Genomic DNA, 17,294 nt, shown 5'->3' with positions numbered 1-17,294 from the left:
CGCCTGCCGTTGACCGCAGACGAGATTTGCTGTCAGCTACGCAGTGTAAACCTGGACGTCGTGTCATGGTCAAGTGGGAACGGCAACAAAAAGGCCCGTCTTGCCCAGCGCCGCCGAGGGCAAGGCAAGACGGGCTGAGACACAGGCCCTACCGGGCGACCCTACCGGGCGCCCTTAAGCCGCCTTTGGTAGGCGCGGACGATCTGCGAGAGCGCGAAGCAGACGATAAAGTAGATGAGCGCCAAAAGTCCGAAGATGGCGAAGATCTGCACCGTGGAGTTGTAGCTGTTCATGAGAATCATGCCGCGGCCCATGAGCTCCTGCAGCGCCATGGCGCCCCACAGATACGACGTGTCCTTGATAGTGGTCACGAACTGCGAGAGCAGCGCCGGCACCATGTTGCGCAGGGCCTGGGGCAAGATGATGTAGAGGTACATCTGCGGCGCCGAGAAGCCCTGGGAGCGAGCAGCCTCGTACTGGCCCGCGGGCACGCTCGCCAGGCCGCCGCGCACAATCTCGGCCACCGAGGCCGCCGTGAACAGCGTGAAGGCGAGCACCGCGGCGGGAAGCGGCGGCAGCTGGGCCACGAAGAACGTGAACATGATCCACAGAAGAAGCGGCGTGTTCTTGAACAGCTCCACGTAGGCGATGGAGATGCCGCACAGCACGCGGGAGGACGACCCGCGCATGATGGAGATGACGGCGCCGAGAACGATGGAGCAGACGATAGAGAGCGCCGAGATGATGAGCGTGAGCCCCAGCCCCTCCAGCAGAAAGCGGATGTTCGTCCACGTGAGCAAGGCGGCGATGTCACTCATGGCGCTCACCTCCCTTCCGATTCCGGCCGCGGGCCTTCCGCTTGCGCGCGTTCTTAGCGGTGCGCTCCTGCTTGTCCAACCAGCGACGGGCGCGCTTGGCCTTTCTCCGCGCGCGGCCGAAATGACGCCGCTCGGTGCGATCGCCCAGGCGCAGCCAGGCACGGCGGCGGCTGCGGGCCACAGAGGCATCCTCCTCCTGGGCGAGCTCCAGGCCGATATCGTCGGCGATTTCGGCGGCCTGATTGCCAGTGTAGGTGGGCGGGACGAACGCCTCGGCATCCACAGGATGAGCCTCGGCGCGCATCTTGCCGTCCAGCTCGCGGGCCTCCACGAGCCTCAGGCCGTCGTCGGTCACGGCCATCCGAACCTCCCAGCCGTGCAGCGGATAGCGCGGCGAGGGCACATGGCGCGCCGGGACCAGACTCGTCGTGCCGCGGCTCATGGTGGTCACGCCGCCGGCCAGGGCCACAGCCGATGCGTGTCCGGTGATATCGTGGGAGCCCGGCGTCACTTCCATGGCATCGGCCGCAAGCAACTCGGTGGCATCGCCGGTGGTCACGTGGCGGTGAGACCCCATGCGGTGCTCCAAGGCCACCGCGGCGCGCGAGAGCGGGAAGCAGATGGCGAAGTAGAGCACGGCGGCGGCCACGTAGGCCGGCCCGTAGTAGCTCGTGTCGCCGGCAAACGAGTTCGAGAAGTACATGAGCTCGCCGCCCGCGATGAGCGCGAGCACCGAGGTGTTCTTCACCAGATTCGCGGCCTGCACCGCGAGCGGCGGCAAGATGATGCGCATGGCCTGCGGCAAGATGATGAGCATCATGGTTTGCACCGACGAGAAGCCCTGGCTTTTGGCGGCCTCGAACTGGCCGCGGTGCACCGAGCCGATGCCGCTGCGCACCACCTCGGACATGTAGCCGCCATGGTACACGCCAATGGCGATGACGCCGATCCAAAACGATGCGATGGTAAGGCCGAGCAGCGGGAACACCGCGTACAGCACAAACACCTGCAACAGCAGCGGAATGTTCTGCACCACCTCGACGTACACGCGCGTAATGCCGCGCAGCACCTTGAACTTCGACACGGAGAACACGCCGAACACGAAGCCCAGCCCAAGCGCGATGACAAGCGCGAGCGCGGAGATGGCCACGGTCATGCCGAAGGCCTGCAGAATATCGGGCCAGCGCTGGAAGAGCGCCTCCCATTTATAGGGTGCGAAAATCTCCCCCATCAGGACGCGCCCCCTTCCGAACCATCGTCGGCGGGATCCCCCGCGCCAAGCCCCGTGCCGCCGGCGGCCTCTTCGGCCTCCACGTCGGCCTCGGTGGTAAGCGAAAGCCCCCAGCGCTCCTTGAGCGAGCGCAGGGTGCCGTCGGCATCCATGGCGGCGATGGCGTCGTCGATGGGCTTTGAATACGCGCCGCCCTTCTTCGTGGCCACGCCGTATTCCTGGGGCGCAAACTGCGTCGGCAGCAGATAGGTGGTGTCGTCCTGATAGCCCAACAGAATGGAACTGTCCACGGAAAACGCGTCCACGCGCCCGGCCACGAGCGCGATCTTGATCTCGGGGTAGGTAGCGTACTCGGCGAACTTCAGCGTGATGCCGATCTCCTTGGCCGCCTCTCCCAGCTTGTCTTTGGTCGTAGCCGAAAGCGCCACGCCCACGGTCTTGCCGTCAAGGCCCGCAAAATCGGTGATGCCCGAGTCTTTTTTCACCAGCACGCCGATGTGGTCGATATAGTAGGGCCGCGAGAAATCGTAGGTCTTCTTGCGCACATCAGTGATGGTGAATGTGGCCAGCGTCGCGTCCAGCGTACCGTTGTCGATCATGGCTCCGCGGGTGGTCACGTTCACGCCCACGGTCTCTAGCGCGTTGGGGTCGCCCTTCAGGCGCGCCGCCAGCTCGCGGGCCACGTCCACCTCCAGCCCTTCCACACTTCCTGTCTCCGGATTCTGAAAGCCGAAGCCGGGCACGTCGATCTTCGTGCCGATGCGCAGCACGTCTCCTTGGGGCGCGCAGCCGGAAAGCGAGAATCCCGCTCCCCCCAAGGCCGCGCAGGCAGCCGCCGCGCCGGCCAGCCGCACGAAGGTGCGCCGCGTGAGGCTCATTCCGTCCATGCCGACCACCCCTCACAGAATCTTCGAGAGGAACGACTGCACGCGCTCGTTGGACGTCGGCCCGAACAAGTACTCCGGCGTGCCCTCATCCACCACCAGGCCGTTTTCCATGAACACCACCTTGTCGGCGGCGTCCCGCGCCAGGCCCATCTCGTGGGTCACCATGACGATGGTCATGTTCGTCTCGGCGAGCGACTTGATGACGTCGAGCACTTCGTTGACCATCTCGGGATCCAGCGCGCTCGTCGGCTCGTCCAGAAGCATAATCTTCGGATGCATGTTCAGCGCACGGGCGATGGCCACGCGCTGCTGCTGACCGCCGGAAAGCTGGTCGGGATACTTGTCCAGCTTGCTGGACAGCCCCACGCGCTCCAGGTAGGCCAGGCCCGCCGCCTCGGCCTCCCCCTTCGGCACCTTCAGCACCTTTTCCGGAGCGAAGGTGACATTTTGCAGCACGGTCTTATGGGGATAGAGGTTGTAGCCCTGAAACACCATGGCCACTTCGCTCGCGAGCTTGCGGGTGTTCACCTTCTTGGCCATCATGTCGATGCCGTTGACGATAAGCTCGCCGGAATCCGGGCGCTCCAGTCCGTTGATGGAGCGGATGAGCACGCTTTTGCCCGAGCCCGACGGCCCGATGATGACGACTTTCTCGCCCTCGCCCACTTGCAGGGAGACGCCTTTCAGCGCCTCCACTTTGCCGAAGTTCTTCTTAAGGTCCTTGGCGGAGATCAGCGGCTCCATCATCCACCACGCCCCTCTCAGGTATCGTCCTATATATCCGAGAGTGATTCTATCGCCACCAGGTCAACAGGCGGTTTCGCCGGGGAAACGCCTTGCGCACGGAATTATGACGGACCGGGGCATCATTGGGCTATGCTGCGCACGCCGCCTTCGCCTTCTCGGCCTCCTCGCGGTCGAGCACCGCCCTCATGGCCGCGATGGCGCACTCCATCTGGGCATCGTCGGGCTCGTTGGTGGTCAGGTACTGCATCTGCATGCCCGGCCACAGGATGACCTTCACAAGCGGGTTGTCCGGGTGGCTCCCGGCCCACTTCACCGTGATCTCGTAGGAGATGCCCGCGATCACCGGCATGAGCACGATGCGCGCCACAATGACGAGCGCGAGCTTCGGCAGCCCGTCGGGCACCCCGAAGCCGGAGATAATGGCGTTCAGGGGGAAGACAGTGTACACTAGAATGGCGATGACCATGACCATGATGAGGAAGGCCGTGCCGCAGCGCACGTGCAGCCGCGGGAACGGGCGGGCGTTTTCCGGCGTCATGTCAAGGCCGTGCTCGAAGCAGTGGATGGCCTTGTGCTCGGCGCCGTGGTACATGAACATGCGCTTGATGTCCTCCATGCGCCCGATGAGCCAGATGTAGAACACGAACACGGCTACGCGCAGAAGCCCGTCCACGATGTTCCAGGCCAGGGTGTGGTCGTCGTACTCGCCCACGATGAGGTTGGTCACGGCCGCCGGCGCCACGATGAACAGCACCACGCCCAGCACGAGCCCCAATACCATGGAGATCACCATCTCGCGATGGCCGAACTCCTCCTCGGCGGCCTCGTCCTTGCCGCCAGCTTCTCCGCCAGCTTCGGCAGCGGCCGGCTCGCACGCCGGCTCGCTCGCCACCTCCAGGGTGCGCTGGGCGCCCAAACCGTCCACCATCTCGTCGGGATGCCCGAAGTCGCGCTTCCAGCTGAAGCCCTCGTGCCTCTCCTCCTCGGCCGCCACGGCCGCGGCGCCCTCCAACTCGGCCTCGGCTTCCACGAAATCGGCCTCGGCGGCGGCCTTCTGCTCGCCCTCCTCGTCGCCGAAGGCGTGCAGGGCGGCAATCTCCAGCGCCTTGAAGCCCAGCATGAGCGATTCCACCAGCGCCCGGCAGCCGCGCACGAGCGGCCAGTACATCCAGCCGTTCTTGTCCTGGCCGCTTTTCAGGTCGTGCTCCTCCACGTAGATGGAGCCGTTCGGCTCGCGCACGGCCACGGCCCAGTTGTACTTGCCGCGCATCATGACGCCCTCGATGAGGGCCTGGCCGCCCACATGGGTCTTCACAGCCCCGTCTTCGGAAAAGGCGCGGGACAGGTCGCTCTTCTGCTTGGCCATGGGTATCGCCCGCCGTCCCTACAGGTCCAGCGTCGCGCGGTCCACGCGCGCAAACGGCGTACCGCAGGTCATCTTGCCCTCGGGACAGGTGCTGTGCACGCAGGGCGCGCCGGCGTCGGCGAAGATGAACGGCGCCGTGGGACGCGCCAGCTCCAGCATCTTCCACGCCATCTCGCGAATCTCCCACTGGGCGCGGTTGCAGCAGCGCAGCTCGAAGAAATGCAGCAGCTCGCGCACGTTCATGGTGATGACGATCTTCGTCTCGGCAGCGTTGGGCAGAAGGTAGCGGGCGTCCTCGGCGGGAACGCCGGCCTCAACGAGCGCGCGATAGGCGTCGCACACCTTCTCGATGGCCTCGTCGAACAGCTCGCTCGCCTCGGCATCGGCGGCCACGGTCTCCGGCTTCACCACGGGAATCTCGCCCTTGAACTTCACGTAGCGCTGGGACTGCTGGTTGAAGCTGGCGATGCGGTGGCGCACCAGCTGATGGGTGAGCGCGCGCGACACGCCGTCCACCGCGAAGGTGTAGCTCGCGTGCTCCAGCGTGGAGAAATGCCCCGAGCCCATGATGGTGGACAGCACGCTTCGCACCCGCTCGGGCGGCATGGTCTCCATCAGCTCGCTCGCGCCCACCGGCGCGTAGCACAGCCGCGCGGCCGTGGCGATGGCGCGCTCGGGGTCGGGCGTATGGTACAGAAGCTCTACCTGCATGGGGCTCTCCTCGAAGTCGTTTTTGCTCTTCTCCTTGCGGCCCTTCGCCGCTCGGAAGCGTCCGGCATTCCAATTCGCTCAGACAGTCCTCGCTTTGTCGAACAGGACGTTTAGTCCTGTTCGAGTCGCTGCGGAACTCGCTCGGTTGGAACACCGGACGCTTCCTCTACGCTCTTTTCCGCTTGGGAGAACAGCAAAGCGCATGGTTTCATCCTGAGAAGTATAATGGCTGGACGACTGGCGACACGGCTTGGAGGCTCCATGCACGACGAATTTACACCCCTGCTCGGCTCAACGGACTGGAACGCGGAGTGGAAAGAGTTCCAGAAGCGGCGCCGTCGCGCCGACGACGCCGCCTTTTGGGACAAGCGCTCGGCCACCTTCACCACCAAAGACGCGCCGAATCTCTATGTTGAGAAGTTCCTGGAATATGCCGCCATCCGCCCCGGCGAGACCGTCTTCGACATGGGCTGCGGCACGGGCGCTCTAGCGGTGCCGCTCGGCGAGGCGGGCCACAAGGTGGTCGCCGCCGATTTCTCCCAGGGCATGCTCGACCAGATGCAAGAGCGCCTTGATGCCCAGGGCATCCGCACCGTGTTTCCCAAGCTCATGAGCTGGGAAGACGATTGGGCCTCCTTCGGCGTGCGCGGGGGCATGACCGACATCGCCCTCGCCTCTCGCTCCATCGCCACGGGCGACTTGCGCGAATCGCTGCTGCGCCTGACCGACGTGGCGCGCCGGCGGGTGTGCATCACCCTGGCCACCGGCTCCTCGCCGCGGGTAGACGAGCGCATCCTCGCGGCGGTGGGGCTGCCCTGCGTGCTCGGACGCGACTACCTGTACGCCTTCAACATCCTGGCCAGCGAGGGCATCAAGGCCGAGGTGCGCTACATCGACAGCACCCGCGAGGACACCTTCGCCAGCCAAGAGGATGCCTACCAGAAGCTGTCCGCCATGATCGACGATTCCTCGGCCGTGATGGCCACCGCCTCCGAGCGCGAGCGCGCCCGCACGCGCCTGACCGAATGGCTCGACGCGAATCTCGTCCCCAACGACGAGGCGGGCAAGCCCGACCGCAAGGGCGTCCCCCAGGGAGCCTGGCGCCTGCGCGAGCCGCGCACCGTCACCTGGGCCTTCCTCGCTTGGGACATCTAGACGACGATGGGGCGGACGTAAGGTCGCCCCATCGCCTACCGCCTCGCTTAAACGAAAAGGGCCCGGGATGTTCCCGGGCCCTGTAGCATCATGTAGGTTCCTAAAACTTAGAGACGTTCCACGTTGCTCGCCTGCAGCTTGCCGTTCTGACCCTCGGTCACATCGAACGTCACCGCGTCGCCCTCGTTGAGGGTCTTGAAGCCCGACATCTTGATCTCGGAGAAGTGGACGAAGAGATCCTCGCCATCATTCTGGGAGATGAAGCCGTAGCCCTTCTCGGGGTTGAACCACTTGACAGTGCCTTCCGCCATGATACTTTCCTCTTTCCTCCCCCTCGCGTCGCGAGAGGGTCTAGCAATGGGGCGCGAAGCCCAGCTCCCTTTTGGAAGCGCGCTATAACTATACGCTAAGTTCGCGGGTTTTCACGGGGAATTTACGCTTCTCCATCACATGCGGCAAGAAGAGCCTCTATTTCCTCGTCGCTTACGGGCGCGACACCCACATCATGACCGAAAGCGGCGGCTACCGCACGCCCCTGAGCCTCGCGCAGCGCCGCAACAGCCCCATGGCCCGCCTCAGCGTAATAGCGCCCGGATAGCATGAGGCTGCGCGCTATGTACTCGGTCAGATGCGGGTCGACACCGGACACCTGCAGAATGGAAGCCAGGGATTCCGGCGCAAGCGAGAGCAGCGCCTCGCCATCCAAGCCGGTGGCATCGCCCAGGGCCTCGTCAAGCATACGGGCCGCGCCGTCGGGATCCTCCTCGCCGGCCGCCCGCTCCATAGAACGTCGAATAGCCCCCATAAGCTGCGCGATAATGCGCATCAGATAATCCTGCTCGAACATGCTCGCTCCTTAACAGCCCTCGGGCGGCACCAGGCCCAAATGCTCCCAAGCACCCGTGGTGGCCTGGCGCCCCTTGGGCGTGCGCATCATAAGGCCCTGCTGCATAAGATAGGGCTCGTACACGTCCTCCACGGTATCGGGGTCCTCGGCCAGAGCCGAGGCCAGGGTGGTCAGCCCCACCGGGCGGCCGGCGAACTGCACGCAGAGCACCTCCAGCAGACGGTTGTCCACCGCATCGAGCCCCAAATGGTCCACCTCGAAGAAGGTGAGCGCCTCGGCGGCCACGTCCTCGCTGATGGAGCCGTCGCCGCGCACCTGGGCCCAATCGCGCACGCGCTTCAGCAGGCGGTTGGCCAAACGCGGCGTGCCGCGGGAGCGGCGGGCAATCTCCAGAGCACCCTCGCCATCGATGGCCACGTTCAGGATGGAGGCCGACCGGCTCACGATGAGCGAGAGCTCCTCGGGCGTGTAGTACTGCAGGCGGAAGGCCACGCCGAAGCGGTCGCGCAAAGGCCCCGTCAGCAGGCCCGTGCGCGTGGTGGCGCCGATGAGCGTGAAGCGCGGCAGATCGAGCCGGATGGAACGGGCCGCCGGGCCCTTCCCCACCACGATGTCCAGCTCGAAGTCCTCCAGCGCCGGGTACAGCACCTCCTCCACCATACGGTTCAGGCGGTGGATCTCGTCGATGAACAGCACGTCGCCCTCTTCGAGGTTGGTGAGGATGGCGGCCAGGTCGCCCGTGCGGGCGATGGCCGGACCCGAGGTGGTGCGGATGGAGGCACCCAGCTCGTTGGCCACCACGGTGGCGAGCGTGGTCTTGCCCAAACCCGGAGGGCCCGAGAACAGGATGTGGTCAGCCACATCACCCCGGGCGCGGGCCGCATCGATCATGATGCCGAGCGACTCCTTCACCTTGCTCTGGCCCAGATAATCGTCCAGCCGCTTCGGGCGCAGCGAGAAATCGAGCTCCAGGTCGTCCTCGGTGAAGGTGGGCGATACGGCGCGCACGCCGCCCTCGCCCTCGGCGCGGCCGCGCGGGGCGCCTCCGTCGCGGTCGGCCAGAAAACCGATGCCCTCTATGTCCAGATCAAATGCCATAACAGCCTATCGCTATCGACTTCCCAAACGTTTCAGGGCGTATTGTAGCAGCGCGCCCTCGCCCGCGCCCTCGGGAGCGCCCTTCAGGGCCACCTCAGCCTCGGCAGAGGTAAAGCCCATGGAAAGCAGCGCCTCGGTAGCGCCCGCAAGCGCCACGCTGGCCACCGCGGCGCCCCCGTCAGCCTCTTGGCTGAACAGCGATGCGGCACCCGCCTCAAGCGTGCCCTTCAGCTCCAGGATAATGCGCTCGGCCGTCTTCTTGCCCACGCCGGGAATGTGCGACACCCGGGCGATGTCCTGGGCGGCAATGGCATCGGCCAGCTCGCCGGGCGTGAAGGCCGAAAGCGCCGATAGGGCCATCTTCGGCCCCACCTTCGACACGCCGATGAGCTTCTCGAACAGCGCCCTCTCCTCTTCGGAGAGAAACCCGTACAGCCCGATGCCGTTGTCGGTCACCGACATATAGGTGAGCACGCGCACCCGCTGCCCCTGCGCCAGCTTGCCCAGGTCGCCCCCGGGCATGGCCACGGCGTAGCCCACGCCGTTCACATCCACGTACACCGTGCTCGGCGGCAGCACCGCCGCCACTTCTCCGTCCAGAAACGCTATCACGCGAACACCTTCCCCTCGTGGGTCGTATGGCATATGGCCGCGGCCAGGGCGTCGGCCGCATGGTCGGGCTCTGGGTCGCGGCTTAAGCCCAGCAGGTGGCGCACCATGTACTGCACCTGCTCCTTCTCGGCGGTGCCCTCGCCCACCACGGCCAGCTTTATCTGGCTCGGCGAGTACTCGCCCACGGAAAGCCCCATTTCGGCGCAGGCCACGAGCGCCGCCCCGCGGGCCTGGCCCGTGGCGAAGGCCGCGGTCACGTTGTTGCCGAACCACACCGTCTCGATGCCGACGCAGGTGGGACGGAACCGCTCGATCACGGCGCCCACCTGATGGTGAATCTTCAGCAGACGCTCGGCCAAGGGCTGCGAGGCCGGCGTGGCCACGCACCCGTAGGCCACACACCCCAGCCGCGAGCCGCACTGCTCGATAACCCCCCAGCCCGTATGGGCCAGGCCCGGGTCGATGCCCAGTATGATGCGCGCCGCGTCCAAAAGATAAGCCCCACTTTCCAAATCAAGTGGGGCTTATCATAGAACATATGTTTGTGAAATGCAAGGACTCTATTCGCCAGAGGAAGGATGAACCGATTCCACCGAGCCAACGGGCAGGCGTCCGGCATCCCTCAATATCTCCTTCGCCAAATACTCGTCGCTTCGGCAGTGAAGGTCGGCAACGCCCTCCTGAATCAATGGCATGAGCGGCGCATTGTAGAAAAGATCCATCGCCTCTTCGGGCGTTATTCCGCCCAGGCTCGCCATAGCATCGATAACTCGAGCGTACTTCATTTGCAGAACAGCCTGCTTGCCCGCGTCGCTCACGATACCTCCTCCGCCCCGCAGAAGCGCAGCGCCCGATTGATCGCCCGCTGAGTTCGGAAGCACAGCTGGTCGTTGGGATTCACATAGGCCAACCGCCCCAACGCCTCCTCTTTGGTGATTTCACCCGCGAAGTACAAATCGACCGTAGTGAACACGCGGTCGTTGGCGATGCCGCCCATAACAACATCCCAAGAGGTGTCGTCGGCACCGCTGCGGCAAGCCATGACAAAATCGAGCCATTGCCCGTCGTAAGAAGAGAACTCGAGAACATCCAAAGACGCCAGCGCGCCTTCGTCAAGATCGTACTCCCCTACGTAGGCTTTGCGTCCTCGGCGCATAAACCGCTGGGCGTAGCTGGTCGCTTGGTCTTTCATTGTTGTGACATAGAAGCCGCGGCCAAAATCGAGGTTGTCGCGGGAATGCTCGGTATCCGGACTGTCTACCACGCAGTCGGACGCATGATAAACCCTCATGCGACCAACTTCTTCTCGCGCATATAGCCAATGATATCTTCCATAAGGTAGTCTTTGCCGAAGGTATGGAGCACATCATAAGAGGCAACGATATAGTTCTGGAGAATGCCGCTCTGCGCCAACAAGTTGTAAATCTCGGTTTGGCTAAGTCCCAATCGCTCGGACAAATTGCCAATGCAATACGTCACGAACTCGACCTCTCGCTTCGACACAAAGACACCTCCTTTGCCCTATCAGCAACGACATCCATTGTACCAAGGCGCCCGCCGCACCCTCAAGCCCCACCCCCGCATGGGCCAGACCCGAGTCGATTCCCAATATGATGCGCGCCACGTCCAAAAGATAAGCCCCACCTTCCAAATTCAAGTGGGGCTTATCATAGAACATATGTTTGCTGATTGCAAGATAGGTTTTGGCCTATCGCGCTTTCCTGTTATGTGAAAAGCGGCACCTCCCCGCGGAGAAACGATTCGAGGGGGCACTCCGAGGAACCAACGACCAGCGTCCGCGCCCAGGGAAACCGGTTAACGAACGCCGTCAGCCCCTTGAGCGACTTCACACGACCGCTCTTCACCTCGATACCGATAGCCGCCTCGCCCTGGACGGCAACGAAATCGACCTCGTCGTTCCCCTCGCGCCACCAGTGAACATCGAAGTGCTCCTTCTTGGAGCGAGCGAGCAGACAAGCTCCCGCGGCGCTTTCCACCAGCCGACCGCGCCTCTCGCTGTCGGTAAGCAGAAAACTGCGGTAGGGTCCGTAGGTGGCCACCATGAGCGCCGTGTCATAAACGGCAAACCGCGGCGAGCTGGATTTCTCGCGTACGAGTTTCGGGTCATACTTGGTTAATCCCGCCAGCAGACCGGCATCATTGAGAAGTCGCAGGTAATGGGCAAGGGTGACCGTATTACCCGCATCATCAAGCTGCCCCATGATCTTACGATAGGATAGCTCCTGGGAAGAGTAGGCGGAGCCCAATCGGAACAAGCGCTCCATCAGGGCAGGTTTGCGGACGTCCTCCATTGCCACGACGTCCTTGGCAATACTCGGCTCTATGACCGCGTCGTTGAGATAGTCGAGCCAGCGATTCTCGTCACGCCGGAGAGGCGCACCCCCGGGGTAGCCGCCGAAGTAGAGGAACTCATCGAGCGTATAGCCGAACGCCTCCTCGCACTCGGGCAGGCTCCAGTGGGTGCTCCGCACGATCTCGAATCGCCCGGTCAGACCTTCCCGCAGTCCCTTCTGCAAAAGGAGTGACGAAGAGCCACTCAGCACAATGCGCAAATCGAGACCCGCCCACGAATCTTCGTCCCAAAGCTCCTTCACGACCGCCGACCACTGGTCCACAAGCTGGATTTCATCTACAACGAGCAGCGCCGTTCCACCCGATGCGGAGGCAAGAGTGCGTGCCTGCGCCCACTGCGCCCGCAGCCAATCGCGGCTTGACGAATCGATGCTCGCGAGCGCGACATGCGCCGGCACGTCTACATGGGACAGCGCCTGCCTCAGTGCGGTGCTCTTCCCCGTTTGCCGGGGGCCGATAAGCATCTGAATGAGCCGGCGCGGCTCCTCCATGCGGTCGGCAAGCGTGCTCACGAGAGGCCGCTCGAAAACAAGGTGAGACATGATTTGCCTTTCTACTGAGCAAATTTGCTCAATAGTAAGGCAAATTTGCTCAGTAGTAAAGTCTAGATTCCCGGGAACGCGTCATCAGAACCTCCCTTTGGCCGACTGCAATAAGACGAACCGGATCTGCAGCAGTTCGCTCAAACGACATCACAAGAAGACCGTGACCGGCAATGACATCACGATCGGCCAATATAATGCGCGACGTACCAGCCAAAAGAAGAGCCCCACTTTCAATCGTGGGGCCCATCATAGAACATATGTTTGCTGATTGCAAGAACTTTGCGGGGGCCGCCCTCTACTGCTTATGCAGAAGGTAGGTATCGGTTATCGCCGGCGCAAACTTGAGCTCGCTGATGACGACGACCTCGATTCCAGAGTCAGCGCCCTGGACGGGACGCACCTCTATTTCCATTTCTCCCTCACCGCCGGCCATCGGCACCGTTGTCGAGAAGCCAGAGGGGTCGAACGTGGCCGTCACGCCCGTCAAGGTCTCGACCGAATCGCCCGGTACCGTTTGCTCATCAGCCGTGAGCTCGCGCGGATTGTGTCCGTGAAACAGCAGCGTCGCATCCATAGATACTCGACCAGCACCAGAGATGCCCGTGATATCGAGCGTCATATCTTGTGCTTCCCCGCCGTAGCACTGGGGTTTAGACTGTTTCGTCTCCGTTGAGACAAGACCGCCAGACCACTTTCCAATCCAGAAATCCGTATCAATTGGTCCCGCTTCTGGCACTGGCGCGTCATCCGAGTTGCCGAGCATCGAGTAAGCGAAGAATCCCCCGCCCGCCAACACGAGCACAACGACAAGCGCGAGAATCAGTTTTCCTGCGCCGCCTTTTTTCTTTTCGGGCTTTTGCGTCACCGGTGCCGCGCCGGTAGAGTCCGGAACCGCAGTCACGGCCGGAGCATGCGAGTCCTTACGCCCCCGTTCGCTAGCAACACCAGACGCGCTCGTCGACGATTGCGCAACCGACGTACCGCATTTCCCGCAAAACACCGACCCATCCGTCACTTCGTTTCCACAGTTCGGGCAATACACGCTCAAACTCCTTCCTCATGTATGAATACCGTAGAACTTCAGGCCTTCTAGCTCTTTTTCATCTTCAGCTTAAGCCACCCAAATGCCGCGCAATCGAGCAGCATGCACGCAATCGTCGGCAGCACAATAGCCGTCGCAAAGCCGTCAAGCATCCCGACAAGAACGTAGAAAGCAGCGATGCAGAACAAAAGCAGGGTCCCGCCGTTCTTGAACTTCTTGATATCGCCCTTGCGGAGCAACTCGTAACTGCCCAGGCCAAGCAGTACCACTGAGCCAATCCAGGCAATGAAGCAAATCCAGGCCACGAGCGTTATCGTGCCCATGCCAGCATCGGCACTGGAATTGCCAAAAGCGGCTCCCAGCGACGCATATCGCTCGATGGTTCCGGCAAGGGATGGCATCGACCAAAGGCTATAGCTCTCGCCGAAAGCGTAATCACTTACGCCAGAGAAGCCCAAAGACGAGGCTGCGCCAGCCGCGGCACCCGAAAGAGCCGATACCACTGAATCAACTTCGAGCCACGGAAGCAGCGACGCAACCACAGCGGCGGCGGCCAGCGCTATGGCAACATGTGCCGAGTTCTCAGAGTTTGCCTCAGATCCGCTCAAGGACGAGAATCCTTTTTGCTGCCGCGTTTTCCCGCCCTGCGCTGAAGGGCTCGTTGCGGCCGAAGCCTCGTTGGCTTTCAGCTGCGAGCCGCATTGCCCGCAGAACTGAGAGCCATCGGGCAACGATGCACCACACTTAGGACAAAACATTACTTATTCTTCTCCTTTCGAATCCTCTTCATCAGCTTTCTTCTCCACTTTCGCGCCGCAGCCCATGCAGAACAGGTCGCCCTCTCCAATCGGGGCGCCGCAGGAGGGACACGCGGGCCCCGTAGGAGCACCGCCTTCTTGCGCCGCGGCGGCCTGGGGCCGCGCCTTCTCCGCAGGCGACCCGCAGCTGGAGCAGAACAGGTCGGCACCGGTCATGCGGGCCCCGCATACCGAGCAGGCGAACCCGGCCGCTGCCGTGGCCGCAGCTGCCGTCTGCTCGTCGATGGCCGCTATCTGGCGCTGGCACTCCTTGCGTTCGGCGTCCACTTGCGCGATGCCGTCGTAAAGCGCCTCGCGTCCGGCGCGCAGAGCTGCGTCCTCCCGCGTTGTCTCGTACAGGCTCGCCCCCAGCTGCGCGGCCAGCCCCTGGCGCTGCCGGTTCAGCTCGGCAATGCGGGCGTTCAGCTTGATCTTGTCGGCGCCGCGCCCCGCGGCCGCCGTCCCCCGGTTCACCGCCGAGGTCACATTGTCCAAAAATCCCATAACCATCCTTTCACGCTTCGGTGCAAATCACATTCCACGAACTTCAGACAAGCAAACTTATGTAGCGTGTGGCTCAAACGCAGAAGCAAGGAGCGACCCCTTTCGTGCTGCTCGCCCCATCTTCGTAAATGTACAAACCGTCGTCGCTAACGCAGGAAAAGTCGCTATCGGAGTCACTTATCGGATCCCGCATCCACCAAGTCACTTGAACGCCCCCAGATGTGCGGATGGTGAACGAGTTCGGAGAAGAGGAGCCGTCTTGCTTATACTTATCCGCCAAGTCCGAGAAGAGCTTATATTGGACCCCTTGGGCATTATGGATATCGCACGCAATTGCGTCCTCTGACGGCAGTGCTGCAGGATCGCCTCCGTACTCGCCCCACATTTCCACGGAAGACGGAAGCCACAACGCATCGAGCGTCTCGGTAACATCGTCAATAGACGCCGTCATTCCTGCGTTATTTGTCATTTTCTTTACCGGAACAATCACCTTGCGCAAATCCTCAGGAAGCCAATAATCCATATCGTCGTTTAAAGCGGCGCGAATCGCGGAAGCCTCCCAGCCGCCAGCATTTGTAATATCGACATTCATACCGAGCTCGCTGATGCAGCCGCTAAAGGCAAAGGTGATTCCCGCCTTGCCGCCGCTGGCATTGTCATCGTGGGCGAAGCCGATAACCTGCACAGTGTCCTGAGTGCCATCGGGCATCGTCACCGATTTCAACTGAGTGCCGTCCAGCGTGCCCTCGGGCGTGCACAGGTTGTATTTCTTGGCCACTTCGATAGCGGTCGCTTCATCACCGGTCGCAGCAATCTGGGCTGATATCTGCGAGAGCTCGTCCCAGGTGTAATCCTCTACAGATGACTTCACCGCCGTGGCCGCGCTGTCCAAACCACCGCCCCCAACATCCTGCGCATCGCCGCCCTGCTCGTCGGCTGCGCTCTCACTCTGCACATCGCCGTCTTGCACACCAGCCGAGTCCACGCCCTGCACGCTCTCCGAGCCTGTATCGCTCAAATCCTGGCTCGCGGTGGGTGCCAGAGCTGCCTCTTCGGGCTGCACGCCCGCCAGCCCGAACCAGTTGGTCGCGAACCCGGTGACGAGCGCCAGCACGACAACAGCAGCTACTGCGATAACGCCTCTTCTCGCACCGCTCTTCTTGGGCGCGGGGGAATTGGCACCATCCGTCGACCGCGGAGCCCCGGCGACTGACTTCGTCGCATTCACTGGAGCGCCAACCGGAGCCCCGCACTTCCTGCAGAAAGCCGCCCCCTCCGCAATCTCATTTCCACACTTGGAACAGAACATCACCCACTCTCCTCCTTTTGAAACCTCTTTGTCGGCTTTCCAATCCACTTTCGCGCCGCAGCTCATGTGGACCCCGCGGCACACCATCCTCCTTCGCTACGGCAGCCAGAGGTCGCATCCTTCCACGTCGCCTCGCGCAACCTCACGTTTCGAAAAGGAAACGTTATTCATCGGAGGCCCTTTCCGCCCCCATGCCACATGGGCATGGGGGTCCAGATGATTGGATGGTTTATATGCAGAAGCCGGGGACCACACCGTAGGAGATGTCGGCGCGGCCGCTGATGTACGGGCCGCCATCGGAGATCACGCCCTGGAAGCTGCCCGAGTTGCTCGGATACGGGGAACGCTCCCACCAGTGGTTCGGCGAACCTTGGAAGTTCTTCACCAAAATTTCGTTTGAACCTGCTGAATCCACGGCCGTATCGCGGAACAGCTTGTACTCGGCCCCCTCTGCGTTGAGCACCGCGTTGTAGGCCGCGTCGCTATACCAGTCGATCACGCCGCAGAGCTCGGTGGCGGAGAGCAGCCACATCGAGTCGGAGGTCGCCGTCACCGCCGACACGTCCTGCGTCTCTCCCACGTTGTTGGTGAGCTTGTCCACCGGCACGACGATGGCGTTTAGGTCCTCGGGCAGCTCGGCGCGCCACTCGCCGTTGAGGTAGGCTCGCATCTGGGAGGCCTCCCAGCCACCGGCGTTGGTGGACTCGCCGTTCATGGGCGCCTCACCTACACAGTCCCCGAAGATGAACGTGATGCCGGCCTTGCCGCCCGCGGTCTTGTCGTCGTGGGCGAAGCCGACGATCTGCACCGTGGTCTGGGTGCCGTCGGCCAGCGTCACCGACTTCACCTGGGTGCCGTCGAGCTTGCCCTCGGGCGTGCACAGGTTGTACCTCTTCGCCACCTCAATGGCAGCCGCCTCGTCGCTGGCCGCGCAGATCTCGGCCGAGATCTGCGACAGCTCGTCCCAGGTGTAGGCCTCTACCGCCGACTTCACCGCATCACCAGTCGCGGCATCTTGGGCATCGCCCTCGGCACCGTCGCCCGCATCCTGCGCATTACCTGCCCCCTGGCTCGCGGTGGGAACCTCCACCGCCTCCTTGGGCTGCACGCCGGCGAGCCCGAACCAGTTCGTCGCGAACCCGGCGACGAACACCACCACAACCACGACAGCGGCCGCGATGACGCCGATCTTTGCGCCGCCCTTCTTCGGCATCGGCGCACCGCCCCCAGCTGGAGCCGGGCCCCCTGCCTG

The 17,294-nt window shown here is 63.0% G+C and carries 21 protein-coding genes; 1 reads left to right on the top strand and 20 read right to left on the bottom strand.

All coding sequences use genetic code 11. The annotated features are described in order from the left end of the window. Positions 1–161 precede the first annotated feature (161 nt). The 6 genes from VJ923_RS09285 to thyX all read right to left on the bottom strand — a co-directional run bounded on the left by VJ923_RS09285 (position 162) and on the right by thyX (position 5,760). Positions 162–818, bottom strand: a complete 657-nt coding sequence (locus VJ923_RS09285) for an amino acid ABC transporter permease (RefSeq protein ID WP_326440796.1) — start codon at positions 816–818, stop codon at positions 162–164. Continuing rightward, positions 811–2,049, bottom strand: coding sequence for an amino acid ABC transporter permease (locus tag VJ923_RS09280; protein ID WP_326440795.1), 1,239 nt, complete (start codon positions 2,047–2,049; stop codon positions 811–813). Before VJ923_RS09280 ends, VJ923_RS09285 begins: the two co-directional genes overlap by 8 nt. Next, positions 2,049–2,936, bottom strand: a complete 888-nt coding sequence (locus VJ923_RS09275) for a transporter substrate-binding domain-containing protein (protein ID WP_326440793.1) — start codon at positions 2,934–2,936, stop codon at positions 2,049–2,051. Before VJ923_RS09275 ends, VJ923_RS09280 begins: the two co-directional genes overlap by 1 nt. Before the next feature lie 12 nt (positions 2,937–2,948). After that, entirely contained in the window at positions 2,949–3,680 is a 732-nt protein-coding gene (locus VJ923_RS09270) for an amino acid ABC transporter ATP-binding protein (RefSeq protein WP_407651375.1), read from the bottom strand. A gap of 130 nt (positions 3,681–3,810) precedes the next feature. Next, a complete protein-coding gene (locus VJ923_RS09265) occupies positions 3,811–5,049 on the bottom strand; it encodes a DUF1385 domain-containing protein (RefSeq protein ID WP_326440790.1) in 1,239 nt (412 codons plus the stop codon). An 18-nt stretch (positions 5,050–5,067) separates the two neighbouring features. Then, on the bottom strand, positions 5,068–5,760 hold the full coding sequence (gene thyX / locus VJ923_RS09260; RefSeq protein WP_326440787.1) for an FAD-dependent thymidylate synthase: 693 nt from the start codon (positions 5,758–5,760) through the stop codon (positions 5,068–5,070). 261 nt (positions 5,761–6,021) lie between these two features. On the opposite strand from thyX, the gene VJ923_RS09255 reads away from it, so the two are divergent. Next, the gene (locus VJ923_RS09255) at positions 6,022–6,915 is read left to right on the top strand and encodes a methyltransferase domain-containing protein (RefSeq protein WP_326440785.1); all 894 of its coding nucleotides are present in this window, start codon (positions 6,022–6,024) and stop codon (positions 6,913–6,915) included. 107 nt (positions 6,916–7,022) lie between these two features. Here VJ923_RS09255 and VJ923_RS09250 read toward each other — a convergent pair whose 3' ends face one another. From VJ923_RS09250 to VJ923_RS09185, 14 genes are all read right to left on the bottom strand, one after another. Continuing rightward, the gene (locus tag VJ923_RS09250) at positions 7,023–7,226 is read right to left on the bottom strand and encodes a cold-shock protein (protein WP_326440783.1); all 204 of its coding nucleotides are present in this window, start codon (positions 7,224–7,226) and stop codon (positions 7,023–7,025) included. Positions 7,227–7,348: 122 nt separating this feature from the next. Continuing rightward, entirely contained in the window at positions 7,349–7,762 is a 414-nt protein-coding gene (locus VJ923_RS09245) for a hypothetical protein (RefSeq protein WP_326440781.1), read from the bottom strand. Between the two features lie 9 nt (positions 7,763–7,771). After that, the gene (gene ruvB / locus VJ923_RS09240) at positions 7,772–8,860 is read right to left on the bottom strand and encodes a Holliday junction branch migration DNA helicase RuvB (RefSeq protein ID WP_326440779.1); all 1,089 of its coding nucleotides are present in this window, start codon (positions 8,858–8,860) and stop codon (positions 7,772–7,774) included. A gap of 12 nt (positions 8,861–8,872) precedes the next feature. Continuing rightward, positions 8,873–9,472 (bottom strand): Holliday junction branch migration protein RuvA, encoded by a 600-nt coding sequence (gene ruvA, locus VJ923_RS09235; RefSeq protein ID WP_326440777.1) that lies wholly within the window; start codon positions 9,470–9,472, stop codon positions 8,873–8,875. Next, positions 9,469–9,963 carry a crossover junction endodeoxyribonuclease RuvC gene (ruvC, locus tag VJ923_RS09230; RefSeq protein ID WP_326440775.1) on the bottom strand — a complete coding sequence of 165 codons (495 nt, stop codon included), beginning with the start codon at positions 9,961–9,963 and terminating at the stop codon, positions 9,469–9,471. Before ruvC ends, ruvA begins: the two co-directional genes overlap by 4 nt. Before the next feature lie 69 nt (positions 9,964–10,032). Next, entirely contained in the window at positions 10,033–10,290 is a 258-nt protein-coding gene (locus tag VJ923_RS09225) for a hypothetical protein (RefSeq protein WP_326440773.1), read from the bottom strand. Continuing rightward, positions 10,287–10,763: a DUF3990 domain-containing protein gene (locus VJ923_RS09220; RefSeq protein ID WP_326440772.1), complete on the bottom strand. Its 477-nt coding sequence runs from the start codon at positions 10,761–10,763 to the stop codon at positions 10,287–10,289. The genes VJ923_RS09225 and VJ923_RS09220 overlap by 4 nt, the downstream gene beginning before the upstream one ends. Next, positions 10,760–10,975: a DUF3791 domain-containing protein gene (locus VJ923_RS09215; RefSeq protein WP_326440771.1), complete on the bottom strand. Its 216-nt coding sequence runs from the start codon at positions 10,973–10,975 to the stop codon at positions 10,760–10,762. Before VJ923_RS09215 ends, VJ923_RS09220 begins: the two co-directional genes overlap by 4 nt. A gap of 221 nt (positions 10,976–11,196) precedes the next feature. Continuing rightward, positions 11,197–12,387 (bottom strand): ATP-binding protein, encoded by a 1,191-nt coding sequence (locus tag VJ923_RS09210; RefSeq protein WP_326440769.1) that lies wholly within the window; start codon positions 12,385–12,387, stop codon positions 11,197–11,199. Between the two features lie 298 nt (positions 12,388–12,685). Further along, positions 12,686–13,432 carry a zinc ribbon domain-containing protein gene (locus VJ923_RS09205; protein ID WP_326440767.1) on the bottom strand — a complete coding sequence of 249 codons (747 nt, stop codon included), beginning with the start codon at positions 13,430–13,432 and terminating at the stop codon, positions 12,686–12,688. Positions 13,433–13,479: 47 nt separating this feature from the next. Next, positions 13,480–14,190 carry a zinc ribbon domain-containing protein gene (locus VJ923_RS09200; protein WP_326440766.1) on the bottom strand — a complete coding sequence of 237 codons (711 nt, stop codon included), beginning with the start codon at positions 14,188–14,190 and terminating at the stop codon, positions 13,480–13,482. Between the two features lie 3 nt (positions 14,191–14,193). Beyond that, positions 14,194–14,733, bottom strand: coding sequence for a zinc ribbon domain-containing protein (locus VJ923_RS09195; protein WP_326440764.1), 540 nt, complete (start codon positions 14,731–14,733; stop codon positions 14,194–14,196). Between the two features lie 73 nt (positions 14,734–14,806). Next, positions 14,807–16,108, bottom strand: coding sequence for a DUF6273 domain-containing protein (locus VJ923_RS09190; protein ID WP_326440763.1), 1,302 nt, complete (start codon positions 16,106–16,108; stop codon positions 14,807–14,809). A 163-nt stretch (positions 16,109–16,271) separates the two neighbouring features. Further along, positions 16,272–17,255 (bottom strand): DUF6273 domain-containing protein, encoded by a 984-nt coding sequence (locus VJ923_RS09185; protein ID WP_326440914.1) that lies wholly within the window; start codon positions 17,253–17,255, stop codon positions 16,272–16,274. Positions 17,256–17,294: the final 39 nt, after the last annotated feature.

Source organism: Adlercreutzia shanghongiae (genome assembly GCF_035830635.1).
In the GTDB taxonomy this organism is placed as follows: Bacteria; Actinomycetota; Coriobacteriia; order Coriobacteriales; family Eggerthellaceae; genus Adlercreutzia; species Adlercreutzia shanghongiae.
The sequence above is the reverse complement of the archived record's forward strand: the minus strand, read 5'-3'. Positions and strand labels throughout refer to the sequence as shown.